The organism is Streptomyces sp. LX-29 (genome assembly GCF_029541745.1).
Lineage (GTDB): Bacteria > Actinomycetota > Actinomycetes > Streptomycetales > Streptomycetaceae > Streptomyces.
Map to the genome: position 1 here is coordinate 5,419,830 of NZ_CP089746.1, position 18,455 is coordinate 5,438,284.

The 18,455-nt window shown below is 70.9% G+C and carries 11 protein-coding genes; 4 read left to right on the forward strand and 7 right to left on the reverse strand.

Annotated features, from left to right (window positions below; all coding sequences use genetic code 11):
- Positions 1-110: 110 nt before the first annotated feature.
- Complete coding sequence (locus LRS74_RS22800; protein WP_277742757.1) at positions 111-1,139, reverse strand: aspartate-semialdehyde dehydrogenase; 1,029 nt, start codon at positions 1,137-1,139, stop codon at positions 111-113.
- A gap of 154 nt (positions 1,140-1,293) precedes the next feature.
- Positions 1,294-4,623, reverse strand: a complete 3,330-nt coding sequence (locus tag LRS74_RS22805) for a S8 family serine peptidase (protein ID WP_277742758.1) — start codon at positions 4,621-4,623, stop codon at positions 1,294-1,296.
- Between the two features lie 547 nt (positions 4,624-5,170).
- Between LRS74_RS22805 and LRS74_RS22810 the strand changes: the two genes are divergently transcribed.
- Both LRS74_RS22810 and LRS74_RS22815 read left to right on the forward strand, forming a co-directional pair.
- Positions 5,171-6,910, forward strand: coding sequence for a TIGR03767 family metallophosphoesterase (locus LRS74_RS22810; RefSeq protein WP_277742759.1), 1,740 nt, complete (start codon positions 5,171-5,173; stop codon positions 6,908-6,910).
- 177 nt (positions 6,911-7,087) lie between these two features.
- Entirely contained in the window at positions 7,088-8,281 is a 1,194-nt protein-coding gene (locus LRS74_RS22815; RefSeq protein ID WP_277742760.1) for a serine hydrolase domain-containing protein, read from the forward strand.
- On the opposite strand, the gene LRS74_RS22820 is transcribed toward LRS74_RS22815, so the two are convergent.
- Both LRS74_RS22820 and pepN read right to left on the reverse strand, forming a co-directional pair.
- Entirely contained in the window at positions 8,265-9,302 is a 1,038-nt protein-coding gene (locus LRS74_RS22820) for a hypothetical protein (RefSeq protein ID WP_277742761.1), read from the reverse strand. The genes LRS74_RS22815 and LRS74_RS22820 overlap by 17 nt on opposite strands.
- 329 nt (positions 9,303-9,631) lie before the next feature.
- Positions 9,632-12,241, reverse strand: a complete 2,610-nt coding sequence (pepN, locus tag LRS74_RS22825) for an aminopeptidase N (RefSeq protein WP_277742762.1) — start codon at positions 12,239-12,241, stop codon at positions 9,632-9,634.
- 150 nt (positions 12,242-12,391) lie between these two features.
- Between pepN and LRS74_RS22830 the strand changes: the two genes are divergently transcribed.
- Positions 12,392-13,033 carry a DsbA family protein gene (locus LRS74_RS22830; protein WP_277742763.1) on the forward strand — a complete coding sequence of 214 codons (642 nt, stop codon included), beginning with the start codon at positions 12,392-12,394 and terminating at the stop codon, positions 13,031-13,033.
- 230 nt (positions 13,034-13,263) lie between these two features.
- Here the strand turns inward: LRS74_RS22830 and LRS74_RS22835 are convergent, their stop codons facing one another.
- The 3 genes from LRS74_RS22835 to LRS74_RS22845 form a co-directional block, all read right to left on the reverse strand.
- Positions 13,264-13,905, reverse strand: a complete 642-nt coding sequence (locus LRS74_RS22835) for a superoxide dismutase (RefSeq protein ID WP_277742764.1) — start codon at positions 13,903-13,905, stop codon at positions 13,264-13,266.
- Between the two features lie 203 nt (positions 13,906-14,108).
- Positions 14,109-15,557: an amino acid permease gene (locus LRS74_RS22840; protein WP_277742765.1), complete on the reverse strand. Its 1,449-nt coding sequence runs from the start codon at positions 15,555-15,557 to the stop codon at positions 14,109-14,111.
- Between the two features lie 172 nt (positions 15,558-15,729).
- Complete coding sequence (locus tag LRS74_RS22845; RefSeq protein ID WP_277742766.1) at positions 15,730-17,097, reverse strand: amino acid permease; 1,368 nt, start codon at positions 17,095-17,097, stop codon at positions 15,730-15,732.
- A gap of 317 nt (positions 17,098-17,414) precedes the next feature.
- Between LRS74_RS22845 and LRS74_RS22850 the strand changes: the two genes are divergently transcribed.
- Positions 17,415-18,014: a biotin transporter BioY gene (locus tag LRS74_RS22850; protein ID WP_277742767.1), complete on the forward strand. Its 600-nt coding sequence runs from the start codon at positions 17,415-17,417 to the stop codon at positions 18,012-18,014.
- Positions 18,015-18,455: the final 441 nt, after the last annotated feature.

Here is an 18,455-nt window from a genome sequence, read left to right on the forward strand (position 1 = left end):
GGGCGGAGAACCGCCGTCGGTGACGTGGGACATGCTGGAACCGTCCCACATCCGTCCGGGCGGCCACGGTGGTTGTCCACAGCCCGCCCCCGCCGGTATGACTTATGCCGTCAGGCGCTCAGCTCCGCCGCGACCAGCTCCGCGATCTGCACCGCGTTGAGCGCCGCGCCCTTGCGCAGGTTGTCGTTGGAGAGGAAGAGCGCCAGACCGTTCTCCACGGTCTCGTCGACGCGGATGCGCCCCACGTAGGAGTCGTCCTTGCCGGCCGCCTGGAGCGGGGTGGGGATCTCCGAGAGCACCACGCCGGGCGCGTCCTGGAGCAGCTCGTACGCCCGCTCGACGCTGATCGGACGCTCGAAGCGGGCGTTGACCTGGAGCGAGTGGCCGGAGAAGACCGGCACGCGGACGCAGGTGCCGGAGACCTTGAGCTCCGGGATCTCCAGGATCTTGCGGGACTCGTTGCGCAGCTTCTGCTCCTCGTCGGTCTCGAAGGAGCCGTCGTCGACGAGGTTGCCGGCCAGCGGCAGCACGTTGAAGGCGATGGGGCGCTTGTAGACGCCGGGCTCGGGGAACTCCACGGCCTCGCCGTCGTGGGTCAGCTCGGCGGCCTGGTCGATCACCTTCTTGACCTGCCCGTCGAGCTCCGCCACGCCGGCGAGCCCGGAGCCGGACACGGCCTGGTAGGTGGTGGCGATCAGCGCGGTCAGACCGGCCTCCGCGTGCAGCACCTTCAGGACCGGCATCGCGGCCATGGTGGTGCAGTTCGGGTTGGCGATGATCCCCTTGGGGCGGTTCTTGATCGCGTGCGGGTTGACCTCGGAGACGACCAGCGGGACCTCGGGGTCGCGACGCCAGGCCGAGGAGTTGTCGATCACCACGGCGCCGGCCGCGGCGACCTTCTCGGCCAGCGCCCTGGAGGTGGCGCCACCGGCGGAGAAGAGCACGATGTCCAGGCCGGAGTAGTCGGCCGTGGCCGCGTCCTCGACGGTGATCTCCGCGCCGCGCCACTCCAGGGTGGAGCCGGCGGACCGGGCCGAGGCGAACAGCCGCAGCTCGTCGACCGGGAAGTTCCGCTCGGCCAGCACCTTGCGCATCACGGCGCCGACCTGCCCGGTGGCTCCGACGATTCCGATCCTCATGTGTCTGACTCCTCCTGTGCTGCCGATGCCGGGTGCGCCGACGGGCCGGCGCGCCGTTGCGCCCGCCTGTCGACATGCCCACGTTCCGACACGCCGACGTGCCGACGGGGCGGGTGCGCCAGGCGCCCGCCCCGTCGTCCAGTGTCTCAGGTCGCTACGGAACGACCTTTTCGATTTTCACGCCACCGGTCCCGGCGACCGTGCCGGTCCCGTTGACCAGCTGCACCTGGCCGAAGAAGGACCGCCCCTCGGGAGCCGCCCCGGCCACCACCACATCGGCGCTGACCTGCGCGGACGCCCCGCTGGCCAGCTTCACCGAGGAGGCTTCGCCGGTCTTGATCTCGCCCAGCGAGGAGGCGAAGTACACATCGCGGTAGTCGTACGCGGTCGAACCGCCCGGGATGCTGTAGCCCGCGACCTCGACGGTGTAGGTGCCGGCCTTCGGCTTGGCCAGGCTCACCGCCTCCTCCGAGTCGCCGTCCGCCGAGGACCCGACGGACTTGCCGTTCAGCAGGACGTTCAGGTCCAGGTCGGCCTTGGCGTCGGAGACGCCGCCGATGGCCACGTCGAGCCGGGAGACGCCCTCACCCACGGTGACGGTGGTGGTCTGCTTCTCGCCCTGCTTGATCGTCGGCCGGTCGGTCTTGGCCGAGCCCAGCTCGCCGCCCTTGAGGGTGCCGTCGATCGCCGCGAAGTCGTTGCCGACCTTCCACTCGACCTTGGTCGGGGTGCCGACCTTGGCCTCCGCCACGGTCTTGACCGCCGGGTCGAACGTGGCGCCGAGCACGTTGGCGGTGAGCGTGTACGGGTTGTCGAGCAGCGGCGAGGTGCGGCGCGACTCGACCTCCAGCTCCCACACGCCCGGCAGCGGGTTCACGTAGGACCGCTGGTCCGGACGGCAGGTGTTCGCCGGGTTCGGGTAGTTCGGGTAGCAGTTCGGCGTGCCCGTCGGGTCGACCGGCAGACCGTAGGGGTTGATCGCTATCCACCGGGTCTGGCTGCCGGCGGCGAGCCCGCCCAGCGAGACCTCCAGCGACTTCGCCCCCTTGGGCACGGTCACGAAGTACGAGGTGGTGTTGTTGCGCTGCTGCGTGCCGGTCTCCTTGACCGTGTACGACGGGCTCGCGAGCGGCTTGGCGGCCACCACGGTGGTGAGGATCTGCTTGTCGACGCCCTCGGTCCGCTCGTCGTCCACGTCCAGGATCGCGGAGTGGATGCCGGCGGTCCGCGCCTTGGCCGTGACCTCGAAGGTGACCGGCTGGTTCAGCGGCAGCTTGACCTTGCCGCTGCCGGGCAGGTCGAAGGTGCCGTCGTTGTTGCGCCAGTCCAGCTCGTGCCAGACCGGACGGTCGGGACCGGTGGTGCGGGTGACGGTGACCTCGTAGGTGCGCGACTGCCGCACCTTGAGCCCGCCCTCGCGGTCGTAGAGACCGGTGCCGAAGCCGGGCTCCTTGAGGAAGCCGGACAGCTTGGTGTCGACCGGGGCCTTGACCGTGTACTGGTGGGCGGTGGCGCCGTCGCGGATCGCGTCCCACGCCTCCACGATGTCGATCAGGCCGGCCCCCTCCTGGTACGCCTGGGCGCCCCGGATGTGCTTGGCCGTGCTGGTCAGCGCGGTGCGCAGATCCGCGGGGGAGAGCTCGATGCGCTTCTGCTTGGCGGCGGACAGCAGCAGCGCCGAGGCGCCCGCGGCCTGCGGGGAGGCCATCGAGGTGCCCTGCAGCATGCCGTAGCCGGGCGGCAGCTGGTAGCCGGCCTCGGCGGTCGGGGCGCCGGGCAGCCAGGTCTGGATGGTGTTGACCGAGGCGCCGGGGGCGGAGATCGACGGGGTGAAGCCGCCGTCCTCGCGCGGGCCGCGCGAGGAGAACGGGAACATGGCGTACTTGCGCTTCACCTCGGAGCCGTAGTTGGCGGCCCAGGTCTGCTTGGAGACGGTGGCGCCCACGCTGAGCACCTTGTCGGAGAGCGCCGGGTCGCCGATGGTGTTGGCGCCGGGACCGCTGTTGCCCGCCGAGATCACCAGCTGCACGCCGTAGGTGTCGATCAGGCGGGTGTACAGCTCGGAGCGGGCGTTGTTGCCGTCGTTGAGCGCCGGCAGCCCGCCGATCGACATGTTGACGATGTCGACGCCGCGGTTGACCACCAGGTCGATCATGCCCTCGGTCAGCGCCACGTTGGTGCAGCCGCCGGTCCAGGTGCAGGCGCGCGAGGAGACCAGCTTGGCGCCGGGCGCCGCGCCGTTCATCTTGCCGCCGAAGAGGCTGTGGGCGGCGGTGATGCCGGCGACGTGGGTGCCGTGCTCGGACTCGATGACGCCGATGTTGACGAAGTCGGCCTTCTTGCCGACCCGGTCGCCGCCGAGCGGGTCCGTCGGCACGTCCTTGCGGATCTCGACCACGAAGGGGATCCGCTCGGCGATCGGGGTGGCCGGGTCGTCCTTGCCGAAGTAGCCGACCTGGAAGCCGTCCTTGTACGGCTTCATGGCCTCCTCGTCGCCGAAGTCGCCGTCGTCGTCGAGGTCGACCCGTACGGTGCCGGCGGCGGCGTCGTAGAGCAGCGCCCAGGAGTCCTTGGTGTCGCCGTCCCGGTTGAGGTCGCCGGCCGCGTCGCCGCCGGTCGTCGCGCTCTCCCGGAAGAGGCTGACCTGGTAGGAGCCGGCGGGCGCGGTGTAGCCGCGGCCGTTGAAGCTGAAGTCCGGGCCGGAGACGGAGGTCAGCATGGGGCGCCAGGTGCCGTCCTGGTCCACGATCGGGTCGGTCGCCGTCACCCAGTCGACGATCTTGCGCTCGCCGGTGGTGGTCTTCTGCAGCGCGGGGTGGCCCAGGTCGACGCCGGAGTCGAGGATGCCGATCGTCACGCCCCGGCCGTCGGCCTTGGGGTGGTCCTTCACGAACTCGACGGCGCCGGTCTCGAAGGCGGGCTGGTACGGGTTCTTGGCCGGCGTGTCCTTGCCGGGGGCGGGGTAGGAGCCCGCCGCGGCGCGCTTGGCGCCCTCCGCGCGGTCGGCGCCCGGCGTCGGGTCCGGAAGGGTGATCTCCTGGCGGAGGTCGATGCCGTGGACCGAGGAGAGCCGCTCGGCCTTGGCGATGGCGGCGTCGGCCTTGCCGGTGGGCACCGTGGCCCGGACGTAGCCGAGCTTGTCGTAGGTCTGGCCCACGGAGGCGCCCGGCACCGCGTCCAGCTGCGAGGCGACCTGCTCGGTCGCGCCCGGCGCGGTGGCGATCATCATCGTGACGTTCTTGTCGCCGTCGGCCTTGGCGTCGGCGAGGAGGTCGGCGTCGGTGGCGCCGAGCTTGTCCGAGGAGGACTTCGCGGGGGCGGAGTCGGCGGGGGCGGTGACCCACGGATCGTCCCCGTGCGGGACGGCGAAGGCGGGGCCGGCGGCGGCCAGCGAGGCCACCAGGCCCGCGGCTATCGCGACGCGGACCACCGCGGGTCTGGCGCCCGCGCGACGGGCCGATCTCTCTTCTGCTGAGGGGGGCATGGGCATCCTTGTTCGGAAATCGGAGCCAACAGTCCGTTCACCTTTGTGGAATGAGCGGATGTTTGGGGAGAGTTGCCCGAGCCTGATTGCCTCATTGGCATATTTCCGCCATGCGTCATCGGGGACGAAACGGTGGGAATAGCCGTCAAGTGGCCGGTCACAGCGGCCCTGTGCCCTTTATGGATCGCTCTCAGTGCGGCGCGGTTCCCGTGCTGCCCGTTGTTGTCCGCGATGTGGTTGGCAATGTGTGTGGCGACGCGGCCGGTGGCGTGGAGGACGACGACACGCCCGGGTGGCGGCCCGGCGGATCTCCCTCGCCGCCCGTACGGGCCGTCGCCTTCCCCGGCAGATGAACGGCAAGTGAGCGACACCGCGCCGGCGGAGGAGCGGCAGATGACCGTCCACGGGCCGGCAGATCGATGTGCGGTGATCGGCGGCGCGCGTTGCCGCTTCGTTAACGCGCAGGTCACTCCCGGTGCCAACGATCCCAGTGACAGGGCAGGACCCCTGCCCGACCGCTCACGCCTCGCCCCCGGGGAGATCGCGCATGTCCCGCATACGGTCCGCAGCACGCGCCCTCGACCGTCGTACGTTCATCGCCGCCGCCGGTGCCGCGGGGGCCGCCACGGGCCTCGGTGTGGCCTTCGGGCCGGGCAGCGGCTCCGCGACCGCCTCCCCGCCCACCGGCTCGCTCGAGGCCGCCGGCGCCCCCGCCGCCGCCCGGGTGGTCACCGCCCCCGCCGGGCCCTCCACCGCGGGCACCACACTCCGGAGCGTCGCCGCCCCGCGCGGCAGCGGCGCCTTCAAGCGGCTGGGCGACGGCCCCGGTTGGGCCCGCGTCGTACGGACCGAGCTGGCCGCCGCCAAGAGCGGCCGCGAACGCCGCCGCACCGCGCTGGCCTCCTTCGTCCAGCTCACCGACCTCCACCTCACCGACGTGCAGCACCCGGTGCGGTACGAGTTCCTCCGCTCCGGTCAGGTCAACGCGTGGCGGCCGCACGAGGCGCTGTCGGCGGCCGGGGTGGTCTCCCTGATCGAGCGGATCAACGGGCTGCGGGGCGGGCCGGTCACCGGCGCGCCGCTGTCCTTCGCGATGACCACGGGAGACAACACCGACAACAACGCGAAGATCGAGCTGGACTGGTTCCTGACGGCCATGAGCGGGGGCCGCATCACCCCGAACAGCGGCGACCCGCGCCGCTACGAGGGCGTGCAGGACAGCGGGCTGAAGACCTTCTGGCACCCCGACGCCGCGCTGCGCGACGCCGACAAGCAGCTCGGCTTCCCACGCATCGACGGCTTCCTCAAGGCCGCGCTCCGCACCGTCAACAGCCCCGGCCTGCACCTGCCGTGGTACTCCACCGTCGGCAACCACGACGACCTCTCGGGCGGCGTCTACGCCTTCGACCGCGGCTACATCACGGATCTGGCCACCGGCGGCCGCAAGCTCCAGATCATCCCGGCCGCGGAGGCCAAGAGGATCTACGAAGCGGAGCGCCAGGGCGCCGACCCCAAGGGCAAGGTCATGAAGGAGCTCTTCCGTACCTACGCGAGAAAGATGCGGTCGGTCACCCCCGACGAGCGCCGGGCGCCGTTCACGCCCAAGGAGTACCTGGCGGCGCACCTCGACCCGAAGTACGCCGGGGCGGGCCCGGTCGGCCACGGCTACACCCGGGCCAACCTGGAGAAGGGCACCCTCTACTACTCGTTCCGGATCTCCGACGACGTCATCGGCGTCAGCGTCGACTCCACCGACCCGGGCGGCCACTACACCGGATCCATCGGGACCGGGCAACTGCGCTGGCTGGAGCGGACCCTGAAGGCGCACAAGGACGACCACGTCCTGGTCTTCAGCCACCACTACAGCCGCAGCATGAAGAACATGACGCCCGATCCCGCCAACCCCCGCGAGGCCCGGCACACCGGCGAGGAGCTCGTCCAGCTCTTCCGGCGCCACACCAACGTGCTGGCCTGGATCAACGGCCACAGCCACCGCAACGAGATCACCCCGCGCGGCAGCTTCTGGGAGATCACCACCGCCTCGCACATCGACTTCCCCCAACTGGCCCGGGTGATCGAGGTCGTGGACAACCACGACGGGACGCTGTCGCTCTTCACCACGCTGGTGGAGTCCGCCGCCCCGCACCGCACGGACTTCACCGACCTCTCCCAGACCGGCCTGGCCGCGCTCTACCGGGAGCTGTCCTTCAACGCGCCCGGTGCCCGCGGCACCCTTGCGGGGCAGCCGACCGACCGCAACACGGAGCTGCTGCTGCGCAAGCGCTGATCTCCACTCAACTTCCCGGCGCCGACCGGAGTCCTCTCCCGTGGATCCCGAGAAACGGGGTCAAGAGGGCTCGACGGAAGAAGAGTTGAAGTGTCAAACAATGTGACGACACCGGTGAGCTCGTCCGTGACGCGCGCGAAGCGCCGGGGGCGGGTCGCACGGGCTTCGCTGGCGGCCGTGGCGGCCACCGCCGCCTTGGGCACGAGCGCGCTCCTGGCGCCGGGCGCCTCCGCCACGACCCACTCCGCCGGCGCGGGCGCCGGCAAGGGCCACGCCGCCACCCAGAAGGCCCTCGACGCCAACGTGGCGCTCGGCGTGCCGGGGGTCGTCGCCCAGGCCCGCGACGCGCGCGGCACCTGGAACGGCACCTCGGGGGTCGGCAACCTCAAGACCAAGAAGCCGCGGGGTGCCGACGACCGCTTCCGAATAGGCAGCATCAGCAAGACGTTCGTGGCGACCGTGGTGCTCCAACTGGAGGCGGACGGCAAGCTCGACATCGACGACAAGGTCGACAAGTGGCTGCCGGGCGTGGTCCGCGGCAACGGCCACGACGGCCGTCGCATCACCATCCGCCAGCTGCTCAACCACTCCAGCGGCATCTACAACTACACCGAGGACGCGGCCTTCGGCCGGAAGATCCTCAGCAAGAACTTCCTCGAGCACCGCTACGACACCTTCACCCCGCGCCAGCTGGTGAAGACCGCCATGGGGCACCGGCCGTACTTCAAGCCGGGCGCCGACTGGCACTACTCCAACACCAACTACATCCTCGCCGGGATGATCATCGAGAAGGCGACCGGCCGCCCGTACGCCACCGAGGTCGAACGGCGCATCCTCAAGCCGCTCAAGCTGCGCTCCACCTCGCTCCCCGGCACCAAGGCCAGTGTGCCCGGCCCGCACAGCCGCGGGTACAGCACGCTCTTCGACACCAGCCCGAAGGCCAAGGTCTACGACGTCACCTCGATGAACCCGTCATGGGGCCACTCGGCGGGCGAGATGATCTCCACCACGAGCGACCTCAACCGCTTCTACGGGTCCCTGCTGGGCGGCCGGCTCCTCCCGGCCAAGCAGCTCAAGGAGATGAAGACCACCATTCCGATGGGCAAGGCGGCGCCCAACGGCCGCTACGGACTGGCGCTGGCGAAGATCAAGCTGCCCTGCTCCGTCACCGTCTGGGGCCATGACGGCGGCATCCACGGCTCGACGAGTCTCGGCCTCACCACCGGGGACGGGCGCCACACGCTGGCCGTGAACCTCAACGGGGACTGGGCCGAGGACCTCGGCTCCGTGATGACGGCGGAGTTCTGCGGCAAGGGCACCCCGACGGCGGCCGGCGGCTGGTCGACCCCCTCGCTCACCGGGGGAGAATGACGACATAGGCGGCGGGCTCGCGGTCGGCCGCGGCCATCAGGGCCGTGCGGACCACCGCGGCCTGCTGTGCGGGGACCTCGCGCAGCTTGCGCGGAGTGATCCGGACCACCGTGATGCCCAGTCGCTCCAGGTGCTCGCGCCTGCCGGCGAATCCGGCCGACGGCGGGTTCTGCTCATGGCGAGAGGACCGGGTGTCCAGGTCCACCGCCACCGACTGCTCCGGCCAGAAGGCGTCCACACCGCCGAGGCACGGGCCGCCGGGCAGCCGCAGATCGACGTTCCACAGCGGCTGGGGCAGCACGTGCGCGCGCACCATCTCGTACAGCTGCCCCTCCGCGATCGCCCGTCCCTCGGCGAGCAGGCCGTCGACCGCGTCGACCACGTGCGGCCGGGACAGCAGCCGCGAGGCGGAGAGCTCTCCCACGATCGCCGTCGCCTCGCAGTGCCCGCCGCGCACCGCCTCGGTGAGCAGCCGGCGCACCGCCGAGGCGTCGGTGAGCCGTGCCACGGTGTCGGCCAGCGCCCGGGCGACGGGGGCGGTGGGCACCCCGGCGATCTCCTCGGACCGGGGCATCGCCTGGGTGCGTACGAACCGTACGAAGCCGGTGGAGCGCAGCCGTCGGTTGCGCGGCACGAGGACGTCCACGCGGTCCAGCGAGAGCAGCGGGGGAGCGGAGGAGAAGCGGTGCAGGGCGAGTGCGGCCAGGCCGGTGATCGCCGCCGGCCCGTAGCCCTCGGCACCCGGGGGGCCCTCCTCCGCCGGCTCGGCGACGCCGCCGGGGGTACGGCTCGCGGTGTACAGCAGCGCCGCGTGCAGCCGCTCCTCGCTGGTCGGCGGCCCGGGATGGAGCAGATGGACGCCCGGCAGGATCTGCTGCCACGGCCCGCCGGTCCGGCACCGCTCGGCCGCCGTCGCCGCCGAGACGCCGTGCGCCCGTAGCTGACGTGTCGTCATCACCAGGCGCTGCGTGTCGGACAGGTGGTGGAGGGGGCGGGGCGAGAGTGGAGTGTTGTGGTTCATGCCCCGGCCATTCCCGCGTCCGCTCGGCCCCCAACCCCTGTTACACAGTCGTCGACAAAACTGGACAACACCGTACTAAAGCAAGGGCGTTCGGACTTCCGTCATCTGTGCGGACGAGCCGGGCGGCCACGGTGGTTCCCCGTGGTCCCGGGAGCCCGGGGCGCGAGCCACGGGGTGCCGGCTCCGCGCGGCCACGGACGACCGCGGCCGCGCGGGGCTGGACCTCGTATCGAAGGCGGAACACCGGTGCGGTCGCGGAGGCCCGCGGCGCGCACGCCCGAGCGGGTCACCGGCCCCCCGACCGGATCGCCGGCCCCCCGACCGGATCGCTAGACCACGGCGCGGGCGTCGCACTCCTGGGCCCGCAGCGCGCGGGCCAGGTCGTCGCGGGCCTCGATGACCAGACGACGCAGCGCCGGGGCGGCGTCCTCGTGCGCGGCCAGCCAGACGTCCGCGGCCTCCAGCGTCGTGGGGTCGTCCTGGAGCGCCGGGAAGAGACCGCGCACGATCGCCATGGCGATCTCGATCGACCGGGTGCGCCACACGTCCTCGATCACCGCGAAGTACCGCGGGGCGTACGGCGCGAGCAGCTCCCGCTGGCCCGGCTGGTCGAACCCGGCGATGGTGGCCTCCACCAGCGCGTTCGACAGCGCGTCGGACTCCACGACCACCGCCCACGCCTCCGCCTTGACCTCGGCCGAGGGGCGCGCGGCCAGGCAGCGCACCTGGTGGCGCTTGCCGGACGCGGTGTCGTCCCGGCGCAGCTCGGCGGCGAGCACCGACTCGTCCGCCACGCCCTGCCCGGCCAGCGTCTCCAGGAAGGTCCAGCGCAGCTCCTGGTCGACGTCGAGCCCGTCGATCCGGGCCGTGCCGTCCAACAGCCCGGTCAGCAGCTGCAGATCGGCGTCGTCGGAGGCCGCCTGGGCGAAGAAGCGGGCCCACGCCAGCTGGTGGCCGCTGCCCGGCTCGGCGAGCCGCAGCTCGCGCAGCGCCCCCTCGGCCAAGGCCCGGCCCCCGCGCTCGCGCCACTCCGGCGCCGCGTAGTGCACCAGCGCGCCGCGGGCCCAGACGTGGAGCATCTGGAGCACGCCGATGTCGGTCTCCGCCCCGGCGAACCGCAGCACCAGGTCGAGGTAGTCGCGGGCCGGCATCAGCCCGTCCCGGGTCAGGTTCCACAGCGCGGACCAGCACAGCGCGCGGGCCAACGGGTCGGTCAGGTCGCCGAGATGACGGCGCAGCGTGTCCAGCGAGTCGGCGTCGAAGCGCACCTTGCAGTACGTCAGGTCATCGTCGTTGACCAGGATCAGCTCGGGCCGCTCGGCACCGGCCAGCTCCGCCACCACGGTGCGCTGTCCGGTGACGTCGACCTCCGCGCGGGCGTAGCGCACCAGCGGCCCGCCCGCCTCCACGCGGCGGTAGAGGCCGACGGCGACCCGGTGCGGCCGCAGCGTCGGCAGCGCGGGGTCGGCCTCCTGCATGATCGCCAGCTCGGTGACGCGGTCCGCGGCGTCGTAGGTGGCCTGGGGGGTGAGCACATTGACCCCGGCGGTCTGCAGCCAGGACTGGGCCCAGGCGGTCATGTCGCGTCCGGAGGTCTCCTCCAGCACCGACAGCAGATCGGCCAACCGGGTGTTGCCGTAGGCGTGCCGCTTGAAGTAGCGGCGGGCGCCCTCCAGGAAGGCGTCCCGGCCCACGTACGCCACGAGCTGCTTGAGCACCGAGGCGCCCTTGGCGTAGGTGATGCCGTCGAAGTTGAGCTTGGCGTCCTCCAGGTCACGGATGTCGGCGGTGACCGGGTGGGTGGAGGGCAGCTGGTCCGCGCGGTACGCCCACGCCTTGCGGCGGTTGGCGAAGGTGATCCAGCCCTCGGTGAAGCGCGTCGCCTCCACCAGCGAGAAGGCGCCCATGAAGTCCGCGAACGACTCCTTGAGCCAGAGGTCGTCCCACCACTCCATGGTGACCAGGTCGCCGAACCACATGTGCGCCATCTCGTGCAGGATGACGTTGGCCCGGTTCTCGTACGCGGCGCGGGTCACCTTGCCGCGGAAGACGAACTCCTCGCGGAAGGTCACGCACCCCGGGTTCTCCATGGCCCCGATGTTGTACTCCGGCACGAACGCCTGGTCGTACTTGCCGAACGGGTACGGGTAGTCGAAGTGGTCGTGGAAGAAGTCCAGGCCCTGCTTGGTGACGGTGAAGATGTCGTCCGCGTCGAAGTGCTTGGCCAGCGAGGCCCGGCACAGCGCGCCGAGCGGGATCTCCAGCACCGTGCCGTCCTCGAGGGAGCGGCGGTAGTGGTCGCGCTCGACGTGGTAGGGGCCGGCGACGATCGCGGTGATGTAGGTGGAGATCGGCCGGGTCGGCACGAAGCGCCACACGGCCGCCCCGCCCTCGGCGGGCTCCGGCGCCGCCGCCTCACCGTTGCTCAGCACCGTCCAGTCGGCGGGGGCGGTCACCGAGAAGGTGAACGGCGCCTTCAGGTCCGGCTGCTCGAAGTTGGCGAAGACGCGCCGGGCGTCGGCCGGTTCGTACTGCGTGTAGAGGTAGACCTGTCCGTCCTCCGGGTCGACGAACCGGTGCAGGCCCTCACCGGTCCGGCTGAACGCGCACCGCGCGTCCACCACCAGCACGTTCTCCTCGGCCAGCCCCTCCAGCGCGATCCGCGCGCCGTCGAAGACGGCCGCCGGGTCCAGCTCGCGCCCGTTCAGCGTCACCGAGGTCACCCGCGGCGCGACCAGGTCCGCGAAGCTGTCCGCGCCCGGCTCGGCGCAGCGGAACCGGATCGTCGTCCTCGAGCCGAAGGTGCGTGGGCCCTCGCCGTCTCCCGTGTCCGCCGGGTCGACCGCCGTCCGCAGGTCCAGCGCCACCTCGTACGAGTCCACCGTCAGCAGCCGGGCCCGCTCGTGGGCCTCGTCTCGGGTCAGGTTCTCACCGGGCACGACGCGACTCCCTCGTCTCCGTCACGGAGTTCTCGAATATCGGACGCTCGAAATCATGACACGCGGGGCGGATGGCGGGAATCGTGGGAATGAGACCTGTGGACAACGGCGTTCCGAAGAGTGACGTACTTTCCCGTTCAAGGAGCGACCGTGACCGCGACCACTGCCAAGACCCCCGTCGACTTCTGGTTCGACCCGCTGTGCCCCTGGGCGTGGATGACCTCGCGCTGGATGCTCGAAGTGGAGAAGGTGCGCCCCGTCGAGGTGCGCTGGCATGTGATGAGCCTCGCCGTGCTGAACGAGAACAAGCTGGACCAGGTGCCCGAGGAGTACCGGGAGATGCTGCGCACCACCGCCTGGTGGCCGGTGCGGGTGTGCATCGCGGCCGAGCAGAAGTTCGGCAGCGAGGTGCTGGGTCGGCTCTACACGGCGCTCGGCACCCGCTTCCACAACCAGGGTCTGGAGCGCGACCGCGAGACGATCGTCGCGGCGTTGGAGGAGGCCGGCCTGCCCGCCGAGCTGGCGGACGCCGCGTACACCGACGCGTACGACGCCGAGCTGCGCGCCTCCCACCAGGAGGGCATAGGTCTGGTCGGCGAGGACGTCGGCACCCCGGTGATCGCGGTCCCGGGCGCGGACGGGGAGCGCGTCGCCTTCTTCGGTCCGGTCGTCACCCCGGCTCCCAAGGGCGAGGCCGCGGCCCGACTGTGGGACGGCACGCTGCTGGTGGCCTCGACGCCGGGCTTCTACGAGATCAAGCGCACCCGGACGGCCGGCCCGATCTTCGACTGAGCACCGGCACCGGCGTCGGCGACCGACGCCCGCCGCGGAGCGCAGAGCGAAAAGCGCAGAGCGAAGAGTGAAGTGAAAGGCCCCGCGCGAGCCACCGCGCGGGGCCTTTTCGCGCCTGCCACGTGAAGGGTGAGAAGACGATCACGAGCAGGACGACCGTGCCGGGCAGGTCCTCCCCGGACGTGCGGGTCCCGACCGGATGAGCAGGTCCCTACCGGGAGAGCCGGCCCTTACGGGGCGAGCAGGAGGTTGTTGGCGTTCTCCTTGGCGGCCGCGTACCGCTTCGCCACGTCCTGCCAGTTGACGACCTGCCACATGGCCTCGATGAAGTCCACCTTCTGGTTCTTGTACTGGAGGTAGAAGGCGTGCTCCCAGGCGTCGAAGACCAGGATCGGCACCGATCCCTGGCCCACGTTGCCCTGGTGGTCGTAGACCTGCTCCACGATGAGGCGGCCGGTGACCGGCTCGTAGGCGAGCACGCCCCAGCCCGAGCCCTGGGTGGTGGCGGAGGCCTTGGTGAGCTGCGCCTTGAACTTGGCGAAGGAGCCGAAGCTCTCGACGATCGCGTCCGCGAGCTCGCCCACGCCGTCCTTCTCCAGCGGCTCGCCGCCGCCGTCGCCGGTCATGTTCTGCCAGTAGATGCTGTGCAGGATGTGGCCCGACAGGTGGAAGGCCAGGTTCTTCTGAAGACCGTTGATGGCACCCCACTGGTCCTTGTCGCGGGCCTCCGCGAGCTGCTCCAGGGTGTCGTTCGCGCCCTTCACGTACGCGGCGTGGTGCTTGTCGTGGTGCAGCTCGATGATCTCGGGGCTGATGACCGGAGCCAGCGCCGAGTAGTCATACGGAAGTTCAGGAAGTGTGTAGATGGCCATGCCGAGCCCTCCGACGCTTATTGCAATTCACTTGCAAGTGCACGCTACCAGCAGGGATGTCGCGCGACGGTGATCAGGGGCGGACTCCGACCAAAGACGGAGGCGGGGCGGGTCCTCGGTCTGAGGACCCGCCCCGCCTCGGGAGCCGGTCGCCGCGCGGAGCGGCTGGGGGAGGGGGTGGCTGTGTGTTCAGCCGCCGCCCGTCACCGGGTGAGCTCGGCCGCCTGCTTCCGCTCGGCCGCCTTCTGTCGGACGATGCCGAGAACGGCCAGCACCACGGTCAGTCCGCCGGTGTAGTAGAGCTGCTCACGGGTGCCCTCCTGGCGGGCCATCAGGGCCAGGAAGGCCAGCACGCCGGCGAGCGCCACCCAGGTCAGGTACGGGAAGGCCCACATGCGGACGACCAGCTTCTCCGGCGACTCGCGCTCCAGCCGGCGGCGCATCTGGAGCTGGGAGACGGCGATGAAGCCCCAGACCACCAGCACGACCGCGCCGATCATGTTCGCCACCCAGACGAAGACCTTGTCCGGCGACCAGTAGTTCAGCAGCACGGTGATGAAGCCGAAGAGGCAGGACGCGGCCACCGCGAGCCGGGGCACGCCGCCGCTGACCTTGCCCAGGAAGGCCGGGCCCTGGCCGCGGGCGACCAGCGAGTAGGCCATCCGGGAGGAGCCGTAGATGTTGGCGTTCATCGCGGACAGCAGGGCGACGAGCACCACGACGTTCATGATCTCGCCGGCCGCGGGGATGTCCAGGTGGTTCAGGACCGAGACGTAGGGGCCGTCGCCGACGACCTTGGGGTCGTTCCACGGGATCAGCATGACGATGATGAGCATCGAGCCGATGTAGAAGAGCGCGATCCGCCACATCGCGGTGCGCACGGCGTTCGCGACGCCCTTGACCGGGTTCTCGGACTCGGCGGCGGCGATGGTGACCGTCTCCAGACCGCCGTACGCGATCACGGAGGCGACCAGACCGACGACCAGGCCGTCGACGCCGTTGGGCATGAAGCCGCCGTGGCCGGTGAGGTTGTCGGTGCCCGGGGCGTCGGTGCCCGGCAGCACGCCGAAGATCGCGAGCAGGCCCAGCACCAGGAAGAGACCGATGGCGCCCACCTTCAGGGCGGCGAACCAGAACTCGAACTCGCCGAAGTTCTTCACCGAGGCGAGGTTGGAGCCCAGGAAGACGATCATGAAGATCAGGACCCACATCCAGGACTCGGTCTCGGGGAACCAGCCCGTCATGATGCCGGCCGCGCCGAGCCCCTCGACGCCCACCGCGAAGGTCAGCAGCGTCCAGTACATCCAGCCGGCGGTGAAGCCGGCCCAGGGGCCGAGGGCCCGCTCCGCGTAGACGGAGAAGGATCCGGAGGCCGGGTTGGCCGCGGACATCTCGCCCAGCATCCGCATGACCAGCATCACCAGGAGGCCGGACAGCGCGTACGCCAGGACGATGGAGGGGCCGGCCGCCGCGATGCCGAGACCGGAGCTGACGAAGAGTCCGGCGCCGATCACGCCGCCGAGCGCGATCATCGACAGATGGCGCTGCTTGAGGCTGTGGGAGAGCGAGGCGCCGGAATCCCCGGGCATGCCGGTCTTGTCGGTCGCCTCGACGTCGCGCTCTGGCGCGGAGGACGCAGGTGTCCGATTCATGTCGATGATGTGTCCAGTACGTGAGAGCGGAGAGGTACGGAGGGCCCTCAGTGTGGGGTGCGTGTCCGCTCAGGACAACACCTGCGTCAGTGTTGTCTGAATATCGGACACCGACGTGACGCTAAGCGACCGAACATTCGTCAGGTTGTGATCGAAGTAGAACGAATCATGGTCATTTGTTCCGGGCGCGCAGCTCCCGCAGCCCGGCCACCGCCAGCACCGCGGCGGTCGCCCCAGCCGACCACAGCAGCTGCGGACGCGCCTGCTCGTCGGTGGCCATGAGAACCAGCACACCCGCCATCCCGACCAGCGACACCCACGTCAGCCAGGGGAAACACCACATGCGCAGTATCAGGTCGCCCGGCGCCTCACGCTCGATACGGCGCCGCAGCCGCAGTTGCGACACGGCGATCAGGCCCCAGACGAAGAGCAGTACCGCGCCGACGGCGTTCAGCAAATACTGGAAGATCGAATCCGGCCACTTGAGATTGAGTAGGACCGAGGCGAAACCGAAGGCGACCGAGGCCAGTACCGCCCGGCGCGGCACCCCGCCCCGGGAGATCGCGAGCAGCGAGCGCGGCGCCTCGCCCCGCTCCGCCAACGAGAAGACCATCCGAGATGAGCCATACAGATTGGCGTTGAGCGCGGACAGCAGCGCCACGAAGACGACCACGTTCATGATCTGCCCGGCGGCCGGCACCCCGATGTGGTCCAGCACGGCCACGTACGGGCTCGTCCCCGGCGTCATGGCCGTCCAGGGCAGCACGGTGACGATGACCAGGATCGAGCCGATGTAGAAGAAGAGGATGCGCCACACCGCGCTGCGCACGGCGCGGCCGACGGCCCGTGCGGGGTCCTCCGACTCCGCCGCCGCGATCGTGACGACCTCCAGGCCGCCGAAGGCGAAGACGACGGCCAGGACGCCGGAGACCACGCCGCTCCAGCCGTTGGGCAGGAAGCCGCCCTGTCCGGTGAGGTTGGTCAGCCCGACCGGATCCGTGTCGGGCAGCACCCCGAAGATCGCGAGCAGGCCGAGGCCGAGGAAGAGCACGATCGCGCCGACCTTGAGCGCCGCGAACCAGAACTCGAACTCACCGAAGTTCTTCACGGCCGCCAGGTTCGCGAGCGTGAAGACCACCATGAAGACCAGCACCCACGCCCACTGCGGCACCGACGGGGCCCAGCCGTTGGCGATCCGCGCCGCCCCCGTCGCCTCCACCGCCAACACGACCACCAGCAGGAACCAGTAGAGCCAGCCCACCGAGAAACCCGCCCAGCGGCCCAGCGCCCGCTCCGCGTGCACCGAGAACGCGCCGGAGGCCGGCATCGCCGCCGACATCTCGCCCAGCATGCGCATCACCAGCATCGCGAGCGTGCCGGCGAGCAGATACGAGACCACGATGCCGGGTCCCGCGACGGCGATTCCGGCGCCGGAGCCGACGAACAGCCCCGCCCCGATCACCCCGCCGAGGCCGAGCATCGTCAGATGGCGCTGCTTGAGCCCGTGCGCGAGGGGTTCTTGGGGCAGGGGCTCGGACATGGTGCTCATATCTTTCGGGTTTGGGGAGACTCCACAGTCTCCCGTACAACCGCGACTCCCTGCAAAAAGCCGGGAGTGCGCCCCGGACCTCACGTGACGAGCATCACGTCACCCATGCGCGGGAGAACGCATGAACGTCTGACTTTGTGTGAACTCCACCAAGGCCACTCCCGCGCCTTTGTGGCCAAATCATGGTGATGGGCCGTTGATCACTGGGCTAACGTCACCTTGTTCCACGTGTTTTCGCATGCCCGGTCCTTCTTTGCCGTCCGCGTCACCACCAGCTGTTCCGAGCCTTTCGACCAAGCGGAGTCCTGATGAGCACTGCTGCCGCCGCCCCCCGTTCCGGAGCGGTCCTCGCCGATCTGCTGCCCGCCGCCACCAGCGGCCGGGCCCACGTCCGTGACGCGGCCCTGATCCTCGGCGGCGCCGCGCTGACCGGCCTGGCCGCGCAGCTCTCGGTGCCGGTCCCCGGCTCCCCGGTCCCGGTGACGGGGCAGACCTTCGCGGCGCTGCTGGTGGGCACCTCCCTCGGCGCCCGCCGCGGCTTCCTCTCGCTCGCGGTCTACACCCTGGTCGGTATGGCGGGCATGCCGTGGTTCGCCCAGGCCACCTCCGGCGCCGCGATGCCGTCCTTCGGCTATGTGCTGGGCATGCTGCTGGCGGCGACCGTGGTCGGCGCGCTGGCGCGGCGCGGCGGCGACCGCGGGGTGCTGCGCACGGCGGGCACCATGGCGATCGGCTCCGCGATCATCTACGCGATCGGCGTGCCGTACCTGGCGCTCGCCACGGGCATGTCGATGAACGAGGCGGTGGCCGCCGGCCTCACCCCGTTCCTGATCGGCGACGCGCTCAAGGCCGCGCTCGCCATGGGCGCCCTGCCCGCCGCCTGGAAGCTGCTGGGCCGCAAGGGCTGAGCCTGACTGGTACCCCGCGTACGAGCCGGGGCCGGCGCACCTCGTGTGCGCCGGCCCCGGCTTTTCCGTTGCGGGCGGGCGTCGGTGCGGCGCCCTTGGGGGCGCGTGGGCCGGTGTATGCGGTCGCGAAGGGGGGGGCGGTTTCCCGGCGTAGGCCCGAAGAGTGGGACGGTCTTCCGGTGCGGGCCGGGCGGCGCGGTCTCCCGTCGGAGGGCGGCACGGCGGGGCGGTCTCCCGTCGTAGGCATCGGTGGGACGCCACCGGCGTCCTCTGAGCCCGCACCGCGCCTCCCGGGCCGGTGAGTGCCTCGCCTCGCTCACGCCTCGCTCACGCCTCGCTCACCTCGCCCTCTCCTCGCTCCTCCCGCCCCGAAACGCAGACGACCCGTACACCCCCATAAGAGGGGGTGTACGGGTCGAGGTCGCTTCCTGCGTCGCTCGA